The sequence below is a fragment of the Tenacibaculum profundi genome (assembly GCF_052050075.1).
Lineage (GTDB): Bacteria > Bacteroidota > Bacteroidia > Flavobacteriales > Flavobacteriaceae > Polaribacter.
Genome location: NZ_CP197225.1, coordinates 3,245,672 through 3,265,267, shown reverse-complemented (window position 1 = coordinate 3,265,267; position 19,596 = coordinate 3,245,672). Strand labels below are relative to the sequence as shown.

Genomic DNA, 19,596 nt, shown 5'->3' with positions numbered 1-19,596 from the left:
AGTATTATCTATTATTTTTAACATTTTGTTTAGATTTTATTTCTTTGAGTCTTTAAAAATAGTAATTCTTTAGTAAAAGCTATAATATCGTAAATAATTGTACATTTGTACTTCTTAAAAAGAACTAAATAAATTAAGCTGCAGGCTTTTAAAAACGCATAAAAATGAAATACGATGTAATCGTTATTGGTTCTGGTCCAGGAGGATATATTTCTGCTATCAGAGCTGCTCAACTTGGGTCTAAAGTTGCAATAGTAGAAAAATATTCAACCTTAGGTGGAACTTGTTTAAATGTTGGATGTATTCCTTCAAAAGCTTTATTAGATTCTTCTCACCATTACTATGATGCGATTCATCATTTTGATGAGCATGGGATATCTGTTGAAAAGCCTACTTTTGACTTTTCGAAAATGGTTGCACGTAAGGCTTCAGTGGTTGATCAGACTACTGGGGGTGTAAAATTTTTAATGGACAAAAATAAAGTTGATGTCTATGAAGGAATCGGTTCATTTGAAGATAAAAACCATATTAAAGTTACCCAAAGTGACGGTTCTTCTGAAACTATTGAAGGAATAAACATCATCATAGCTACTGGCTCAAAACCTTCTTCTCTACCTTTCATTTCAATAGATAAAGAACGTATTATAACTTCTACTGAAGCTTTAAAGTTAAAAGAAGTTCCTAAGCATTTACTTGTCATTGGAGGTGGAGTTATTGGCCTTGAATTAGGGTCGGTATACAAACGTTTAGGTGCTGAAGTTACAGTTATTGAATATGCCCCTACTATCACGCCTACGATGGATAAAGATATTTCAAAAGAACTAACAAAAGTTTTGAAAAAACAAGGAGTTAAGTTTAACGTAAGTCATGGGGTTACTTCTGTTAATAGGGTTGGAAATGAGGTAATTGTCAAAGCAACTAATAAAAAGGGAGAAGAAGTCGAATTCAAAGGCGATTATTGTTTAGTGGCTGTTGGTCGTAGACCTTATACAGATGGATTAGGATTAGAAAAAGTTGGCATTAAAGTATCTGAAAGAGGACATATAGATGTCAATGATCATCTGCAAACTAATGTTAATAATATATATGCTATTGGAGATGTGGTTAGAGGTGTAATGTTAGCACATAAAGCAGAAGAAGAGGGTGTTGTTGTGGCTGAGTATCTTGCAGGTCAAAAGCCTCATATCGACTATAACCTTATTCCTGGGATTGTATATACATGGCCAGAAGTTGCTGCAATTGGTAAAACAGAACAAGAATTAAAAGAAGCTAATACAGCTTATAAGTCTGGTAAGTTTTCAATGCGTGCGCTAGGTAGATCTCGTGCAAGTGGAGATCTTGACGGATTTGTAAAAATATTAGCTGATAAAACTACTGACGAAGTTTTAGGTGTACATATTGTTGGTCCACGTGCTGCAGATCTAATTATGGAAATGGCTGTTGCAATGGAGTTTAGAGCTTCAGCTGAAGATATAGCTAGAATATGTCATGGACATCCTACATACTCAGAGGCTGTAAAAGAAGCTGCAAAAGCTGCCTGGGACGGTAAAGCATTAAATGCATAAACAACCTTCAATCAATTATAATAGAAAAGCAATTCTTTATAAAGAATTGCTTTTTTGCAATATTTACAATAAATGAATACTTAATTTGCAATATATACAATTTTAAAGGATGTAAAATTCATATTTTTTCGGACTATTATTAAATTAAAATCCAATTATGAAATTAAAATTACTCCTCTTTTATGTACTTATTGTTTTTTCTAAAGCTATTTTCTCTCAGAATTTAAATGAAGTTCATTTAGATCCACCTGAAAATATTACTCCATCTATTACTGAAACAATAGAACAGTCAACAATTCATTATGGTGCCACCCCTCAAAATTATAACGGTGAAGTTATACTCTTTACACACGGTTTTTCAGCACTCACTCAACTTTATTTTTCTAATAATAAATTTTACGAACAAGCATACAATGACGGTTACCAGGTTGCTTTTGTCTCTACTACTCGCGGTGATGGAATGTGGAAAAATGGAGAAATTCTAGCACAATCGATAGATCAAATTTGTGATAAATTTAAGGTTAAACAATTAAATATAGTTGCTCACAGTAATGGCGGTAAGGCGAGTGAAGTCGCCATGTATGAATACAATAAAAATGATAAAGTAAAACGAGTGTTTGCACTAGGAACACCTTTTTGGGGGACCTATGTGGCAGATATATCTCAATTTTGGTGGTTTAATTGGCTCTGGAAACATACAGGACTCAATGAAGGTACAGCAACATCAACTACCTACTATTGTCGTGATGTTATACGTCCCTATTTTGATAATCATCCTAATAATGCTCCTGAAAAATTTTACATTGTAGGTGGCTCAAGTTTTTCAAGAGCAAATGCTCTATTTTATTTTTCAGGATCCATTGTAAAAATTGCTCAAGGAAGTAATGATGGAATTGCCGCATATACTAGTACACAAAGACCAAATGGTAATTACTTATTTAATAAGGATAAACTTCACTTAGATCATGCTGAAGTAGCCGAAGGTCAAAAGGTTTGGCAACATATTAAACCCATTTTATCGGGAAAAGCACCAAAATTCAAATCATCTAACAAGAACGTTGTAAATGATTTTTCAATCATAAAAAGTAATTATCAAATCTTCTACTCTGATAATAAATACGATGAATTAAAACTCGACAAAAATAATAAGAAGGGTCTGGTAACTTTCTTTCATAAATCAGATAATAAATTTGCAATAAAATCATCTGAAAATGCCAGATTCAAAAGAATTTCTGGAAGTAATAACGTGAGTTCTTTCAATATATATTCAGAAAATAGAAAGCTTTCTATGTCTACTAATTCAAAATACGTTGGTTTTCTTACGCAGTCTGAAGGAATCAATATGGTCTATAAAGATGATAAGATTTTAAATAAAATAAATATTTATTTCGACCGTCAAATAAATAATATTCATAAGACTGAGATTAATGCAATTATAACAAAAAAATCAGATATAACTGGTAAAACTACAAAAGGAAATACAATTGTAAGAACATTAAATTACGACAAATTAAAAAATAGATTTTACTTAGATAAATCTGAATTTGATAAAGGAGTATACACGATTCATATTACCGCTATTCATGATGATTTTAAACGAAATATTATATCAGGTTTTTCAATAGGTAACCTGAAAGGTTATACTAGCTCTAATCCTAAAGATTTTAATAATCTAAATAATTCTTTTAAAATTAACCTGATTAACAGAAAAGTTGACGATAACTTAAATTTTACTGTTGATAATATCAATAATAACAATTTAAATTCATCTACCTCTTTCAAAGTATTTAACCTAAACGGTCAAGAAGTAATAAACCGTCAATTAAAAGTAACAAAAAACAATTTTAGCCTAAATATAAATCACCTAGTATCTGGAATGTATATACTTAAAATTAAAAACAACAAATATTTAGATAATTATAAATTATTAAAACAATAGAGTACATTCTTTTATTTAAAATTAATATAAGCCTAAATTTTGAGGAAAAATTCTTCGAAATTTAGGCTTTACAATTAATATAATAAATCACTATGATGTAATAAAAAGTGCCAAATTAATAGATTAACATTATTATGATCATAGCATTCTTTTTAGTATGATCTATTTTCGAATATTTACGATAATAAATACGGCTAATTTTTAAGGATTTTAAAGCTTTTTAAAGACTTTCTATTTATAACTTGCACAATATACACTCCTGCCTTTAGGCCTCCCATGCTTATCTTATAAATTTCGTTATCTATATTTTTAGCTTTATGCATTACTCTTTTTCCATTGATGTTGTATACATCAACATTGTAAAAATTATCAGTATTTTCTTTATGTCTTTTTAAGATTTTAAAATATAAATAATCATTAATAATTCTAGTTTTTAACTTAAAATCTATTTTATCTTCAGCTATATCCTCATAAAAATCGTTATCTTTTGGTATACTATTGAGTTCTCCAACTGTAAATCCAGAAGCAATATTTCGCTTAAAATCATCATGAACGGCAGAAATAAAAATACTATATACTCCTTCTTTAAATTTGGAAATATCAAGTGTAAAATTAGATGTGCCCCTGTTAAAAGTGAATTCTTTGATAGTCGTTTTTTCAGAAAGTGGATTTCCTTTTAGATCTGTTTTAAGGGTAATAACACCAGTAACTTTTGTACTCTCAATATTAGTATTTTGATTCTTGAATTTTACTTCAATACGATTAGAAGAAGGATGGTTTTCATAAATCATACGCACTTTATTTGCTTGATGTAAATATGCTACATACTTTGAATTTGCAGTCAGTGTTATTTTTTTTTGCCTTGAAGCCACCTTATAGATACTAATATGTTTTTCAAAATTAGATTTTTCATAAGGTTCAGGATACTTATAAGGTATAAATTCTTTAGCTGATGATTTTAAAGACAATAACTTTTTTTTGTTTTCATGGAAAACAATGAGCTTTCCTTCAGAACTATTTCTATCTAATTCTAAATATTCATATTCATTTTCAGAATTAACAATTTGATAGTCGCTGACAACTATGTTATTATTTTTAAATTGTTTGTTTACCACATATTTTGTTTCCCTCTTATTTGCTCTGAGTATTGGTGCTATATACTTCCAGACATTTTGTCCATAAATAATATCAACATGATCTAACCCAAGTTCCCCTTCTTCAAATAAGTAATTCGCTCCTGGCCTTAAAGTACTTTTATATGGAGCAACACCATCATTAGCCCCTTCTTGCATATATAAAATTGAACCACTAACAAACATTAATGGAGCTAAACCAGTTGTACCATTTGAAAATCCGGATCCTCCAATAATAAAAAATTTTTCTGGGTTATTATTAGGATGATTATCAAAATAGGGACGTATGACATCACGGCAATAATAAGTAGTTGATGTTACACTTCCATCGTTCAGTCCGGTAACGCTCCACAACCAGTTAAACCAACTTTGCTGGGAAATATCTGCAATAAAAGTACCCCAATACGGAGTACCAAGAGCAAATACACGTTTTACTTTATCATTTTTATCATACTCATACATGGCAACTTCACTGGCTTTACCACCATTACTATGTGCTATAATACTAAGTGAATTTACATTATACTTATCACATATAATATCAATTGCCTCAGCTAATAACTCACCATTTTTCCACATTCCCTGCCCACGTGTAGTTGAAACAAAAACAACTTGATAGCCTTCATTATATGTTTGTTCATAGAACTTATTATTAATAAAAAAAAATTGATTAAGATCAATATAGCCATGGTTAAATAATATAACTTCTCCATTAAAATTAGAAGGTCTACTACCATAGTGAATAGTTGAATCAATTAAATCTCCCCCAAAGAAAACACTCATATTATCAGGAGACGGTAACTGCTTTTCTTGAAAATTTTGTGAAAATAAAAAACTACTATAAAAAAATAAAAAATACAATTTTAACTTCATGGTAAATTAATTTTATGTTATAAATGTTTATTGCAACAGAAACTAATTAATTTACAATTGAAATCATATTGTAACAAAAAATATGATCAGGTTTATGATAACAATTCAATTACAACGATAAAGAAATTAGCTTTATCTTACATGGTGAAAGGTAGGTAGTTCTATATATCGTTAAATTAATTATTTAAGCATAAATAAAAAACTGAATTATAATATCGTGTTTTAAAATAAGGTTTTTTTATGATTATCAGATTCAAACTTTACAAACCCAAACTTCGTTTAATGGTATACAGATTTTAGTCGTTTCTCATCCTTAAAGAATAAAACCTACCTATGACATTCTCTTATTTGCCTATTTGTTGCTATATTTTTGATTTTATCAAAAATATTAATTTACATAAAAGAATACTTATGAATAAAGATCAGTTTACTTTAAAAAGAGGTTTTTGCTAATTTCAAAATTAAAACAGCTATTTCGTTGTGATCAAGCATTTATTTAAATAGGAGTATTCGCAATTTATATCTCATTGAATATCAGCAATATTTATTAAGAACATTTAATTCAATTGTATTTATAAATTAATATTTGTTTAAAATAACAAATAATATAGTAGACTCAAAACCTAATAAAACAATATATATATAAAAGCTCAAAATAATATATTTTGAGCTTTTTTATTTTATTTGAATGTACTTCTTTTATTAACTACTGTTCAATTCCGTAAAAACTCCCTACATTATCTTCTATTTCAGAAGCTTTTTTAATTGCTTCGAAAATCTGGTAAGACTTATTTTTACGATCGTTAGCCAGTCTTTTTCTATAAGTATCATAATTTGGTAAGACTGTAGGTAATTCCTTCGAGTCCACTGAAAAGCTAAATACACCTCTATTTCCAATTACATTTTTATATAATTCAGATTCTTTAGCGTTAAGCATAGCTCCTAATATTTTTGGTTCATATCCAATACCTGAAATCGTAGAAGATTTTAAACTAACTTTACTAGCATTTCGAATAGATTCTCCTGTACTTTTTGCTATTTCTTCTAAAGTACTTCCAACCATTTTTTCGATTAATAATTTGGCTTTCTTTTGATTTGCTAATATAGGACGAACTGTAGAAGTAGCCTTTTCAACGGACATCAATCCTTTTTCAGTTTTATTTGTTAAAATAACAACAGCATATCCACCATTTACATCAAACCTCTTGAAATCGCCTTTTTGTATATCTTTATCGAACGCCCATCTTACAACCTCTCTTTCACTTCCTAATCCTGGTACATTATCGTCTAAAGCCTTTAGTCCGACTGCTGGTTGAGATGATAAATCTTTCTCTTTTACTAATTCATCATAATTTTTGCCGTTTGTTAAATCTTGTGCAAACAATTCTGCTTTTTGATAAATTGCATTTTCTGTTGCTTCTGAAGCAATAATCTCTTTTCCGTAAGTTGCTAATTTTAATGCTCTTTGAAAGTTTTTTTGATCTTCTATTCTGATTACATGGAACCCAAATGCTGTTTTTACAACACCTACATCATTTTTCTTTCCTTCGAAGACGAAATCTCTAAATTCAGGCACCATTCTATTATAACCAAACCATTCATACAAACCTCCATTAGTTGAAGATCCTTTGTCTGAAGATAACTCTTTCGCTAAATCGGCAAATTTAGTTGGATTTTTTTTCACTTCATTCATTAAACTGTCAGCCAAAACCTTTGCTTCTTCTTCTGTTCTCTTTACTGTTGGATCAGCACTTGAAACGCCTACGAAAGGAACTAAAATATGGCGCGCTTTAGCAGAATCAGGCAATTGGGTTACTTTCGTAATTTTAGTTAATTTGAAGTAATTTTCATCTTTATAAGGTCCAAAAACTTCTCCTTGTTCTCCTTCGAATAACTTATCTGCTATTACCTGAGGAACTTGTACCTTAAACAAAATTTTATCATCAAAAACAATATCAGAATCATTCTCATCAAAGAACTCTACGTAATCAGTTGTGTTCTTTAGTCCTTTAGCTATAATTCCATTTTTTTCAGTATCTCCAATCAACTCTCCCACAGATTTTTCAATTCGACTTTCATCCTCTGCTGTAGGTGCTATGTTAAACTTAACCAATTTAATATCTCTCGATGCGTCAACTTTAAAGTTTGATTCATTAGAATCTATATAATTTTTAATATCCTTTTTTGTAATTGTAATCAAACTATCAGCTATGGAAGTGTATGGTAAATAAACATATTTTGCAGATAACTTGGTGTTTTCTGCTAAATAATTATTCTCTCCTTCCTTCAAAGAAGCTCCTAAACCAGATGACACTAATTTATCGTAAGTAGTTTTTTCTAAGTTAGCTTTTAACGACCCCATATAATTCTGCCAAGCTCTCCATTCATCGGAATTAGCATCTTTTATGGTAGCAAGAAACTCTGTAAATTTGGTCTTATCAAAAATACCTTCAGTTTTAAACCTTTCTTGGTTTTGAACACCTGAAGATTCAATTAAAGCTTTCATAATGTCAGCTTCACCAACAGTTATCCCTGCATTCTCTAACTGTCCTTCGTAAATTTTTTGACGTAATAAATTATTCCAAACATTTTTTGCTGCTTGCATTTCAGATACTCTACCTCCAGAATTTTGTTTATAAGCGTCTAAAGCCTCTGCAAACTCTTGACGAGATATTGATTCTCCATTTACAGACCCTATATCGTTTACCTTAGTTGAATTGAAAAAATCTGAAATAGTTGAAGGATCTAAAACAAAAGCAAACAATGCTAATCCCACAACAAGTATCAAGAACATTGAACGCTCTCTAATCTTCGATAAAATTGCCATACGTCATTTTATTTAATTAACTGAGTGCGAAAATACAATATCACATTTAATAATGCAATGTTTTTTTAGCTGTTTTAGAGTAGCTTCTATGATAATAAACACTTAATCATTCTCAATTACTTCTAAACTTATAAGTTCAATTTTAGAAGCACTTACTTTTAAAATTTTAATTTCAAAGTTACATACTCTTAATATTTCGTCTTTATGTGGAATATTTTCAGTGTGGTATATTATGAATCCACCCAGAGTTTCATAAGCATCCTCTTCTGGGATATTTAAACCATATTCTTCATTTAAATAATCCACATCAAGCCTAGCTGAAAAATGATAGATCTTACTATCAATTTTTTCTTCTATTAACTCTATCGTATCATGCTCATCTTCAATTTCACCAAATAGTTCTTCTACAATGTCTTCAATAGTAATAATTCCTGAAGTACCGCCATACTCATCTACAACAACTGCAATGCTCTTTCTTTTTTTTATTAATGAATTCAATATATCATTACTCACCATAGATTCTGGCACAAACTCAACAGGTAATAAAATAGACTTTATAGTACGTGGTTTTTTAAACAACTCAAATGCATTCACATAACCTAAAATTTCATCTAGCGAATTTTTGTAAACTATTATTTTAGAAAGACCTGTTTCAATGAATAATTGCCTTAAACTAACAACTGAACTATGAATATCTACAGCTACTACTTCAATCCTAGGCACCATAATTTCTCGTGCTTTAACCTTATGAAACTCAAGTGCATTTTGAAATATATGAATTTCAGAATCTAACTCTTCCTCATTCATTCCTCCATCTAACTGTTCAGAAATATAATTTCCAAGCTCTTCCTTACTAAATTCTTTTTGACTCGAATCTTCCTTAGACTTAAAAAAAACTTGTAACAATAAATTAGAAATTTTTGTTATGAACCATGTAGGGATGAAAAAAATATAATAAAAAATATAAGCAGGTATTGCAAAAATTTTTAAAGTTTCATTAGCATATAATCTAAAAATAGTTTTAGGTAAAAACTCTGCTGTTACTAAAATAACTAAAGTTGAAATAAATGTTTGAGTAAGTAACTTTGCTTCCACTAATAGATTATTTACAATAACATTTTCAGTTGGTAAAAAGAACTGAAACCAAATTATTAAAAGCTCTCCCATATAATAACTATAGATAACTAAAGCTACATTATTACCTACCAACATAGTAGTAATAAATTTAGAAGATTTTTCCGTTAATTTCGATAAAATTTTAGATAAAAAACCATCTCGCTTCTTTTCTAATTCAATATGAAGTTTGTTTGCTGACACGAAAGCTATCTCCATACCTGAGAAAAAAGCTGAAAATAATACAGAAAGAAGAATGACTACCACCTTAAACTCCATAAAAAAGTTAATTAAGTTTATTTCTATCAATTATTTTCTTTCTAAAACGTCTTTTAAATATAAATATAAGTGTAATAAATATCGCAAAACCAAACATTATGAGTGCTTCATTAAGTTCTGTTTTAAGTTTAAACAACCCCTCTACAAAAAAAATAATAGCTACTACTAAGTAACCAAACTGTAAATATTTCCAAAGTCTATTCATCATTCTTTATTATTACTCTTTCGTAAGTATCTGACCAGTGATATCTTTAGCAATCCATTTTGTCAAATCTTGTTTAGATTCAAAACCATAGCCATTAATAGTATCGGTAGTAGTTGTTAATCTAAAACCGTCTTCCGTAAAAAAATATTTTTCTTCTTGATCCCAGAATAACTGATTTGTTTCAAGCTTCGATTTTTCATTATGATTTAAAATTACAACGTTTTCTTTAATTTCGGAAATTCTAGTCTTATTATATGTTAATGCATAATCACCTGTTATGGTTATTGAATCTTTTCCTTTGTTTTCGTAGGTGATAATTTTAATCCCATTCGGGAATTCATTGTAAGGATGCTCTTTTCTATTCGTAAAATCATGTAATATTGGGGTAACTAATTTTGAAGTTATTTTACCCGAATCTTTATAAACATGATAAATATTTTTTCCAATTGCAATCGGTAGATTTTTATCAGCAAGAAAGTCTTGAACTTCTTTTTTTGTATTTGTACATGAAAAAAACATTGCTATCAAACCAATGATAGCAATGTTTTTCATAAATATTTTCATTATTTTTTTCATATTTTTTTTATGGAACTCGTACTGTTTCTCCAATCCAACAACCAATTTTATGAGATGAACCTGAAGCTACTCCTTTTTGAAAAATTAATTTTTTAGTCGGCATATTTGCTCGGTAATTCCTTACATATCTAGCAGCTCCACAACCAGGATCTACTTTTTGTGCTTTTTGTGCTTTGTTTAAAGCAGCAACGTATACCATTCTTTTTTCAAAAACATCACTACCACAAGAATTAGCAGATTTAGCATACAAACTAGCTATATATAAATATGCTTTACCGTAATTAGGATTATATTTTAATGCTTCACGTGCTAATGATCTAGCTCTAGTACCATAAGTACCTTGGGCTTCTCTTAATTTTAATTTAGCCTTTTTTATTGGGTCAGTTTCTAGATCGAAAGCCTTTTTTCTCATATCTAAAGCAGCTTTCTTATCTCCATTTTTGTCTAAAACCCCTGCCACGAAATTAAATGCATCTGCAGACTGGGTTACATCTGCATAAGCCACTGCTAACTTTTCAAAAAGCGGATCGTCTTGACATCCTTTATTATACATACGAGATACGGCTCTTCTTAGCCAAACTCCATCTGTCTTTTTACTATCAAAATCTCTTGTATAAATTGGAATCAATCTCTCACAAGTTGCTATTTCAGAAATTTTACCATCCAAACCTCCTTCAACTTGCCCCAGAGATGTTGAATTAATTCTTGCAGCTTTTAGTTTTCTTTTTTCTTTCGAAGTTAGCGTACCAGCATCTTCTTTTGGCACCAATATAGCTAACCTTTTACTGTAATCGTCTAATTTTTCCTGAACTGATTCAACAGCATCATCATATGTATCAAAAACTTTTTGAGGGTCAGAATCTTTATATTTATCTGTTACGAGTTCAAAATATCTAAGAATATTCTTAACTCCCATATTTTTTGCCCCAAGCTTAAAGGCCTTATCAAGGATTACAAAAATCTCATCTTCTCCTGCCAATTTATTTTTGTAAAGATAATTTGCATAATCTCCATGAACCTTTGCAGGATTTTTCTTTGGAAAGTGTTTTAATCTTCCTTCATAAATTCTTTTTGCTAATGCATGATCTCCACTATTTTCAGCAACCTTATCTCCATATTTATATATATTTACTGATAGTGAAGGACAATTTGTTAATAAATACTCCAAGTGTGGTTTAGCTCCATTATATTTTTTATTTGTAACATCCCCTTTGAAAAGGTTATATTTAATATTACATTCTTGACTCGCTTGTGCTTTCACTCCATTTACGGCTACGAACAAAAATACTCCTGTTAGTAAATACGTAATTTTTTTCATCATTTATCAGTTTTATATTAATCTATCTTCCTTTTAATGAACCAACTTAAACTGTTAAGAGATAAACTCAATTTAATGTTATAGTAGTTCTCCTTGATTAAATTATTATCAATTGTTCCTCTCTGACCATATTCGAATCCAAGGTTTACACTAGACAATAATTTTGGTAATGGTAATCCTAATCCAAAATTTATGCCATAATCATTTATTGAGGTTAAGGATTTCCCCGTTCCTAGTCCATCTACAAGTAAACCTAATTTCTCAAACCGAACACCAGCTCTATAAGTTACTCTGTCCCAGTAACTAGATATAGAGTTAATTTTAGGAATATAATACCCTCCAAAAGAAAGTTTTCTTCCACTTTCATATTGATATCGACCAGATGATAGGTTTATTTGGTTCGATGTTGACCATTCTTCTCTGAATTCTTGACTCAATTCAGCATACCATTTATCTTTTTTTCCTAGACCCACTCCAAATATAGCCCTAAGAGGCATTTTAATATTTCCTGATATTGATTTTGAATATAAAGTATCTTTACCTATCTCTAAACCATTATTCGATAAAGAAAGTGAATATAATCTTTCAGAGCCAGTGGCTGATAAATTCGTATTCATAGCTAATGTCGCTCCAGTAGTAAGTTTTAGATTATTTTTTAATTCTGTTTCATATTGAGCACCTAGCTTAATTTCTCCGCCTCTAATGTTTAATTCTCTCTCATGCTTTGTACCTAAAGAAACATTATATTTTTGATTGTAAATATTATTCTCTATACTCCCAAACACAAAACCAGCTTCTATTCCTAAAGAAAATCCTTTAATCAAATAGGCCCCAAAGCCAGCATACAACCTATTTGTTCCTCCGCTTCCACTAAATCGAGAAACTTCTTGCAGTTCATCTCCTAGGTATTCTCTGTTTAAAAGAGCATATCCCATCTTTGAAAAAGGCTGTAAACCGAAAGTTAACCCCATTTTATTCCCCAACGGAATACCTAAGGCAATATAACTTAAGTTTATTGAATTTCCTGAAGTCATCGCATTTGACTCCTTCAAGGTTAAAAATCTTGCCTCTCCTCCCAAAGAGTAAGTAGTTATTTTTAAATCAGCAATTGCAGCTGGATTTGTAAAATTTAAATGATTGATATCTTTCATAGCAACGCCAATGCCCCCCATAGAAGACTGCTCCACCGTTAATTGTCCAAAGCTTTCTCCGATTCCGAAATAAGAATATGGTGATATGTTGCTGCGTTGTGCTTCTAATCTTGTAGTTGTTACTAATAATAATATTCCAAATATAAACCTCTTAACCATTCGCTAAATTATAAATCAAAATAGTGTATAATCCTTCCAAAACAAAATTTGGTTGGGCAAATATGACACTTTTTAATTGTTCTTCCAAGAATTTTGTATCCCCTCCTGTTAAAACTACTGTTAAATCTTCGAATTTTCTTTTATATTCATAAATAAGTCCTTTTATTTCATTAAATACTCCATTAACTACACCTGAATGAATTGAATCACTGGTATTTGCCCCTATAAGACCTTCAAATTGAAATGCTTTTTGTAAAGGTAATTTTGAAGTAAATTTATTTAATGCTTTGTATCTCATTTCAATTCCTGGAGAAATTCCTCCTCCAAGATATTCTTTACTTTTAGTTATAAATTCATAAGTAATACAGGTACCTGCGTCAATAACAAGTACATTTTTACCGGGATATTGATCTGCTGCTGCTGCTGCTAATGCAATTCTGTCTACGCCTAAAGTTTTTGGTGTCTCGTACCTATTAATAAATGGAATTTTTGTTTCTGAATTTAAAAATAAGGGGGTTAATAGTTCGTCTAAATGCTCTCTTTCTTCATCAGTAAAGTCAGCTACTGATGAAATAACACTATTTACCACCTTAAATTTTTCTTTAATTTTTTTTAATTTTTCAAAAATTTCATTTTTTGAAAAAACAATAAGTTCAACAATCCTACCTCTCTCAAATACAGCTGCCTTAACTCTAGTATTTCCTGAATCAATAACTAAGTCCATTGTTTAATTTTTATAAGGTTTCAAAATTACTATACTTTTTTTATTTCTTTTCTTTTGGTAAATTAAAAAACCCTTGTATATTTGCATCCGCTTAGCGAATGTTGCTTACTGGTGCCTTAGCTCAGTTGGTAGAGCAAAGGACTGAAAATCCTTGTGTCCCTGGTTCGATTCCTGGAGGCACCACTCAGTAAGAATTAAAAGCTACTTCGTTAAGCGAAATGGTGCCTTAGCTCAGTTGGTAGAGCAAAGGACTGAAAATCCTTGTGTCCCTGGTTCGATTCCTGGAGGCACCACATAGAGCCTAAACACTTTGTTTAGGCTTTTTGCTTTTTTAAATATAAAACTGATCATTTTCAAAAAAGTTGAGATTTAAAAAATTGCAAGCAACTCGGAAACACGCCCATATATTAACCTTTTATAAAAGTTTCTCAGAAAACATAAAATTACACAAGATATCTACTTTTCTCTCTTTCCGCGCTTCAAAGAAATTACCAGATACCATATATCATCTAAAAACAATAATAAGTTAGTTCTTTCTAAAACTTATTAAACAAGTAATAATGTATCTGTTTTTATTTATTTAAAACTCTTTTACAAAAAAATCGACTCCCCGCTTCTAAGCACTATAAATTAAAGATTAATCTTTAATTTTTAAATTAAAAATTCAAACAAATTTGGCTTATCGTTTAAATATTCTCCATAAAAGTTTCGTTTTTTCATTCTTTCTATTAGAGGATTTAAATCTTCTATTTTTTCCAGCTCAACCCCAACAACAGCAGGACCATTTTCTCTATTTGTTTTTTTAGAATACTCAAAAAAAGTTATATCATCATTTTCCCCTAAAACATCCATTACAAACTCCTTTAGAGCCCCTGCCCTTTGGGGAAATCTTATTATGAAATAGTGTTTCAACCCTTTAAATAATAAAGCCCGCTCTTTAATTTCAGCGGTACGTGTGATGTCATTATTACTACCACTTATCAAGCAAACTACATTTTTACCTTTAATTTTATCTCGATACTGATCTAATGCCGCCAATGTCAAAGCTCCAGCCGGCTCAACTACAATAGCATCTTTATTATACATGTCTAAAATCGTTTGACACACCTTTCCTTCTGGAACAGTAATCATATCAGCCAAATTCTTTTTACAAATTTCATACGTAAGGTCTCCTACCTGTTGTACAGCAGCCCCATCTACAAATTTATCTATACTAGGTAATTTTATATTTTTACCTTTTCCTATAGCAGTTTTCATAGAAGGTGCTCCTTCTGGCTCCACACCAATTACTTTAGTGCCTGGCGACATTATTTTGAATACTGAAGAAAGTCCTGAAGCAAGCCCCCCTCCTCCAACTGGAACAAACACATAATCTATGAATTTTTCAAATTGGTCAATAATCTCAAGACCTACCGTTCCCTGCCCTTCAATTATCTTTTTATCATTAAATGGATGTACAAATGTTTTCCCCAAACTATCACTAACATATTTTGCTGCATTGTACGCATCGTCAAAAGTATCTCCAGACAACTGTATATCAACAAATTCACCTCCAAACATTTTAACCTGTTCAACTTTTTGTTTTGGTGTAGGTGCTGGCATAAAAATTGTTCCATAAATTTTCTTCTTACTGCACGCTAAAGCTACTCCTTGCGCATGATTTCCGGCACTAGCACATACGATACCATTTGATAACTCTTGTTTAGACAGGGAATTTATTTTATTGTATGCCCCCCTTATTTTATAAGACCTAACCTGTTGTAAATCTTCTCTCTTTAATAAAATATTTGCTTCATATTCTACAGAACAAGTATGATTCGGAAACAAAGGGGTAACAGCAACCACCTCTTTCAAGGTGATAGCTGCTTTCTGTATATCCTTTAACTTCGGGTAGTACGTTTTACTTTCTATATTCATTATTATGCCAGAACAGGTTTATCCACCTCTGTTTTTAGTGATTTCATAGCGGTCATGGCGGTACGTAAAACTTTTCCTGCTTCTTCTACAGGGTGGTTTCTGATAACATCATTAACTACAATTAACCTCTGATTATCAACTTCATTTGAATCACTAAATGACCTTCCGATAACATTCGTTGATATTCCTTTCATAAAATCTTCCAATAAAGGTCTACAAGCATGATCAAACAAATAACATCCATACTCAGCTGTATCAGAGATGATTCGATTCATTTCAAACAATTTCTTTCTTGCAATAGTATTCGCTATGAGGGGAGTTTCATGAAGTGATTCATAATAAGCAGAGGCTTCAATAATTCCGGCATCAGTCATCGTTTCAAAAGCTAATTCAACACCCGCTCTAACGAAAGCTACCAATAACACACCATGGTCAAAATATTCTTGCTCAGAAATTTCTTTACTTATTGGAGCCGTTTTTTCAAAAGCTGTTTCACCCGTTTCTGCCCTCCAATTCAACAAATTTTTATCTTCATTTGCCCAATCCTCCATCATTGTTTTAGAAAAATGACCAGACATAATATCATCCATATGTTTTTGAAACAATGGACGCATAATAACTTTTAATTCTTCTGACAAATCAAACGCTTTAATTTTTGCAGGATTTGATAACCTATCCATCATATTGGTAATACCACCATGTTTTAAAGCTTCTGTTATAGTTTCCCACCCATACTGTATCAATTTTGATGCATATGAAGGCTCTATTCCTTCTTCTACCATTTTATTGAAAGATAATATAGAACCTGTTTGCAAAACACCACAAAGAATTGTTTGTTCTCCCATTAAATCTGATTTTACCTCAGCAACAAAAGAAGACTCTAAAACCCCAGCTCTATGCCCTCCAGTTGCATAGGCATAAGCCTTGGCCTCTTCTAAACCTTTACTCTTCGGATCATTTTCTGGGTGTACAGCTATTAGTGTAGGCACACCAAAACCTCTCTTATATTCTTCTCTAACTTCTGAGCCTGGGCATTTAGGAGCCACCATTATTACCGTTATATCTTTTCTTACCTGCATCCCTTCCTCAACCACATTAAAGCCATGAGAATAAGCTAGTGTTGAACCTTCTTTCATTAAAGGCATCACTTCATTTACAACTTTTGTATGTTGTTTATCTGGGGTTAAATTACACACCAAATCTGCTGTTGGAATTAGCTCATCATAAGTTCCGACTTCAAACCCATTATCAATTGCATTTTTATAAGATTGACGTTTTTCTTTAATAGCCGATTCACGCAACGAGTAAGAAACATTAAGACCAGAATCCCTCATGTTTAGCCCTTGATTCAGACCTTGCGCCCCACATCCAACAATCACCACTTTTGCCCCTTTCAAAGCATTTATTCCACCTTCAAATTCAGAAGACTTCATGAATCTGCACTTTCCTAGTTGAGCCAGTTGCTCTCTTAATGACAATTGATTAAAATAATTTTTCATTTTTTATATATAGTTAATGTTGGTTATTATTGCCATGTTTTTAACATTTTAGAAACTGGCATTGCTGTTTTTGTTATTGCTATTCTTCCCGATCTAACAAATTGCATTATTCCATGCTTATCTAATATATGATAGAGTTCTTCTACCTCCTCTTTAGATCCTGATTTTTCGAGAACAAAAAACTCTTTATTTATATTAATTACTTTTGATTTGCTTCCGTTAATAACTTTTTGAATTTCATCGTTACTTGTTAACAAATCTGTACGTAATTTAAAAAGGCAAGATTCTTGATAAATGGTTTCATCATCATTATGATAATAAGCCTTTATGACCTCTACTTGCTTTTCAATTTGACCGATTATCTTCTTTACTTGATCTTCAGTTAGCTTTACCAGTAAAGTAAACCTTGAAACACTTTTAATCTCTGACTTAGAAACATTTACACTCTCAATGTTAATATGTCTTCTTTGAAATATTGAAGAAATTCTATTTAACAACCCTACATTATTTTCTGTATAGATTGATATAGTATACGTTTGCTTATTTTCCATAATTATTCTAATCTTATTTCTGAAACAGATGAACCTGTTGGTATCATTGGAAATACATTATCTTCTTTTTCGACACAGACCTCTAAAAAGTATGCTTCTTTTGATTGCATCATCTCCTTAACTGCTGCTTTCAAATTTTCTCTTTTAGTAACCTTGGTAGCCTCTATTTGATATCCTTTCGCTATAGTTATAAAATCAGGATTAACCATTTCTGTTGACGCATACCGTTTATCAAAAAATAATTGTTGCCATTGACGTACCATTCCTAAAAACTCATTATTTAGCACTACAATTTTCACTGCCGCTCTTGTCTGTAAGATAGTACCTAACTCTTGTATCGTCATTTGATACCCTCCATCACCTATAACAGCAACAACTTCTCTTTCTGGCGCTCCCATTTTTGCTCCTATTGCTGCCGGTAAAGCAAACCCCATCGTTCCTAAACCTCCTGATGTAATATTACTCTTAGATTGATTAAACTCAGCATATCTACAAGCAAACATTTGATGTTGCCCGACATCAGATACGATAATCGCATTGCCCCCAGAAGCGTTATTTATCTCTTTCATAACCTCTCCCATGGTTAAACCGTCTTTTTCTGGGTATAAAACATCTTTGATAACCTTGTCAAACTCGACCTTATCATGATTCCTAAACTCTTTCAACCATTCCTCATGAGAATTTGAATTAATAAATGGCATAATTTGCAACAAACTTTCCTTTGCATCTCCTAGAACAGCAACGTCAGTTTTCACATTTTTATCAATTTCAGCAGGATCTATCTCAAAATGAATTATTTTAGCTTGTTTAGCGTATCTACTTAAATCCCCCGTTACACGATCATCAAAACGCATTCCTACAGCTATTAAGACATCGCATTCATTCGTTAATACATTTGGTCCATAATTACCATGCATTCCAACCATACCCACATTTAATTTATGAGAGGTAGGTAAAGCAGACAACCCTAAAATTGTCCAAGCAGATGGCAAACCTGCCTTTTCAATGAAATCTTTAAACTCTTCCTCAGCTTCACCTAAAATAACCCCTTGCCCAAATACAACCATTGGTTTTTTTGCTGTATTAATTAAAGATGCCGCTTCCTTTAGTGACTCTTCTACAACAACTGTCTTAGGCACATAACTTCTAACAGAAGTACATAATTTGTAATCGAATTCAAATTCTTCAAATTGCGCATTTTTTGTAATATCAACTAATACAGGACCTGGTCTCCCAGATTTGGCAATATAAAATGCTTTTGCCATTATTTCCGGAATTTCAGAAGCTTTTGTTATTTGATAATTCCATTTTGTTACTGGCGTAGAAATACCAACGATATCAGTTTCCTGAAAAGCATCAGTTCCCAATAAATGTTCAGCCACTTGACCAGTTATGCAAACCATTGGTGTTGAATCAATTTGAGCATCTGCTATTCCCGTAATCAAATTTGTTGCTCCTGGTCCTGATGTAGCAATAGCTACTCCGACCTTACCTGAAGCTCGTGCATAACCTTGAGCAGCATGTGTAGCGCCTTGCTCATGACGAGTTAAGACGTGATGTATTTTATCTTGATACTTATAAAACTCATCATAAACAGGCATAATTGCTCCACCCGGATAACCATAAAGAACTTCCACTCCTTCTGCCAACAAAGATTTTATAACTGCCTCAGCTCCGGTAATAGTCTCTTTTACCTTTGTAGTGTCTTGCATCTTTTCTTGTGTTTTTGTTGCCATCTTAATTTATTTTTTCACTAACATTCTCCTT

The 19,596-nt window shown here is 31.4% G+C and carries 13 protein-coding genes and 2 tRNA genes; 4 read left to right on the top strand and 11 right to left on the bottom strand.

From position 1 onward, the window contains the following. The first annotated feature begins 164 nt into the window (after positions 1-164). A complete protein-coding gene (gene lpdA / locus ACSIGE_RS13195) occupies positions 165-1,565 on the top strand; it encodes a dihydrolipoyl dehydrogenase (protein WP_440880341.1) in 1,401 nt (466 codons plus the stop codon). Between the two features lie 157 nt (positions 1,566-1,722). Next, entirely contained in the window at positions 1,723-3,504 is a 1,782-nt protein-coding gene (locus ACSIGE_RS13190) for a T9SS type A sorting domain-containing protein (RefSeq protein WP_440880340.1), read from the top strand. Positions 3,505-3,698: 194 nt separating this feature from the next. Here the strand turns inward: ACSIGE_RS13190 and ACSIGE_RS13185 are convergent, their stop codons facing one another. The 7 genes from ACSIGE_RS13185 to ACSIGE_RS13155 form a co-directional block, all read right to left on the bottom strand. Then, complete coding sequence (locus ACSIGE_RS13185) at positions 3,699-5,510, bottom strand: T9SS type A sorting domain-containing protein (protein ID WP_440880339.1); 1,812 nt, start codon at positions 5,508-5,510, stop codon at positions 3,699-3,701. A 706-nt stretch (positions 5,511-6,216) separates the two neighbouring features. After that, positions 6,217-8,337, bottom strand: coding sequence for a peptidylprolyl isomerase (locus ACSIGE_RS13180; RefSeq protein ID WP_440880338.1), 2,121 nt, complete (start codon positions 8,335-8,337; stop codon positions 6,217-6,219). A gap of 102 nt (positions 8,338-8,439) precedes the next feature. Next, positions 8,440-9,729: a hemolysin family protein gene (locus ACSIGE_RS13175; protein WP_440880337.1), complete on the bottom strand. Its 1,290-nt coding sequence runs from the start codon at positions 9,727-9,729 to the stop codon at positions 8,440-8,442. Between the two features lie 217 nt (positions 9,730-9,946). After that, entirely contained in the window at positions 9,947-10,510 is a 564-nt protein-coding gene (lptC, locus tag ACSIGE_RS13170; RefSeq protein WP_440880336.1) for an LPS export ABC transporter periplasmic protein LptC, read from the bottom strand. Between the two features lie 7 nt (positions 10,511-10,517). Beyond that, a complete protein-coding gene (locus ACSIGE_RS13165; RefSeq protein ID WP_440880335.1) occupies positions 10,518-11,828 on the bottom strand; it encodes a hypothetical protein in 1,311 nt (436 codons plus the stop codon). A gap of 17 nt (positions 11,829-11,845) precedes the next feature. Further along, positions 11,846-13,138 carry a hypothetical protein gene (locus ACSIGE_RS13160; RefSeq protein ID WP_440880334.1) on the bottom strand — a complete coding sequence of 431 codons (1,293 nt, stop codon included), beginning with the start codon at positions 13,136-13,138 and terminating at the stop codon, positions 11,846-11,848. Beyond that, positions 13,131-13,862: a type III pantothenate kinase gene (locus ACSIGE_RS13155; RefSeq protein WP_440880333.1), complete on the bottom strand. Its 732-nt coding sequence runs from the start codon at positions 13,860-13,862 to the stop codon at positions 13,131-13,133. The genes ACSIGE_RS13160 and ACSIGE_RS13155 overlap by 8 nt, the downstream gene beginning before the upstream one ends. Positions 13,863-13,972: 110 nt before the next feature. Here ACSIGE_RS13155 and ACSIGE_RS13150 point away from each other — a divergent pair. Both ACSIGE_RS13150 and ACSIGE_RS13145 read left to right on the top strand, forming a co-directional pair. Further along, a tRNA-Phe gene (locus tag ACSIGE_RS13150) sits at positions 13,973-14,045 on the top strand. Positions 14,046-14,082: 37 nt separating this feature from the next. Further along, positions 14,083-14,155: transfer RNA gene (locus ACSIGE_RS13145), tRNA-Phe, on the top strand. Between the two features lie 358 nt (positions 14,156-14,513). On the opposite strand, the gene ilvA is transcribed toward ACSIGE_RS13145, so the two are convergent. The 4 genes from ilvA to ilvB are packed head-to-tail and all read right to left on the bottom strand — an operon-like array spanning position 14,514 to position 19,565. Further along, positions 14,514-15,779 (bottom strand): threonine ammonia-lyase IlvA, encoded by a 1,266-nt coding sequence (gene ilvA, locus ACSIGE_RS13140; RefSeq protein WP_440880332.1) that lies wholly within the window; start codon positions 15,777-15,779, stop codon positions 14,514-14,516. 2 nt (positions 15,780-15,781) lie between these two features. Continuing rightward, a complete protein-coding gene (gene ilvC, locus ACSIGE_RS13135; RefSeq protein ID WP_440880331.1) occupies positions 15,782-17,278 on the bottom strand; it encodes a ketol-acid reductoisomerase in 1,497 nt (498 codons plus the stop codon). Between the two features lie 26 nt (positions 17,279-17,304). After that, the gene (ilvN, locus tag ACSIGE_RS13130; RefSeq protein ID WP_440880330.1) at positions 17,305-17,829 is read right to left on the bottom strand and encodes an acetolactate synthase small subunit; all 525 of its coding nucleotides are present in this window, start codon (positions 17,827-17,829) and stop codon (positions 17,305-17,307) included. A gap of 2 nt (positions 17,830-17,831) precedes the next feature. After that, positions 17,832-19,565, bottom strand: coding sequence for a biosynthetic-type acetolactate synthase large subunit (gene ilvB, locus ACSIGE_RS13125; RefSeq protein ID WP_440880329.1), 1,734 nt, complete (start codon positions 19,563-19,565; stop codon positions 17,832-17,834). Between the last annotated feature and the right edge of the window lie 31 nt (positions 19,566-19,596).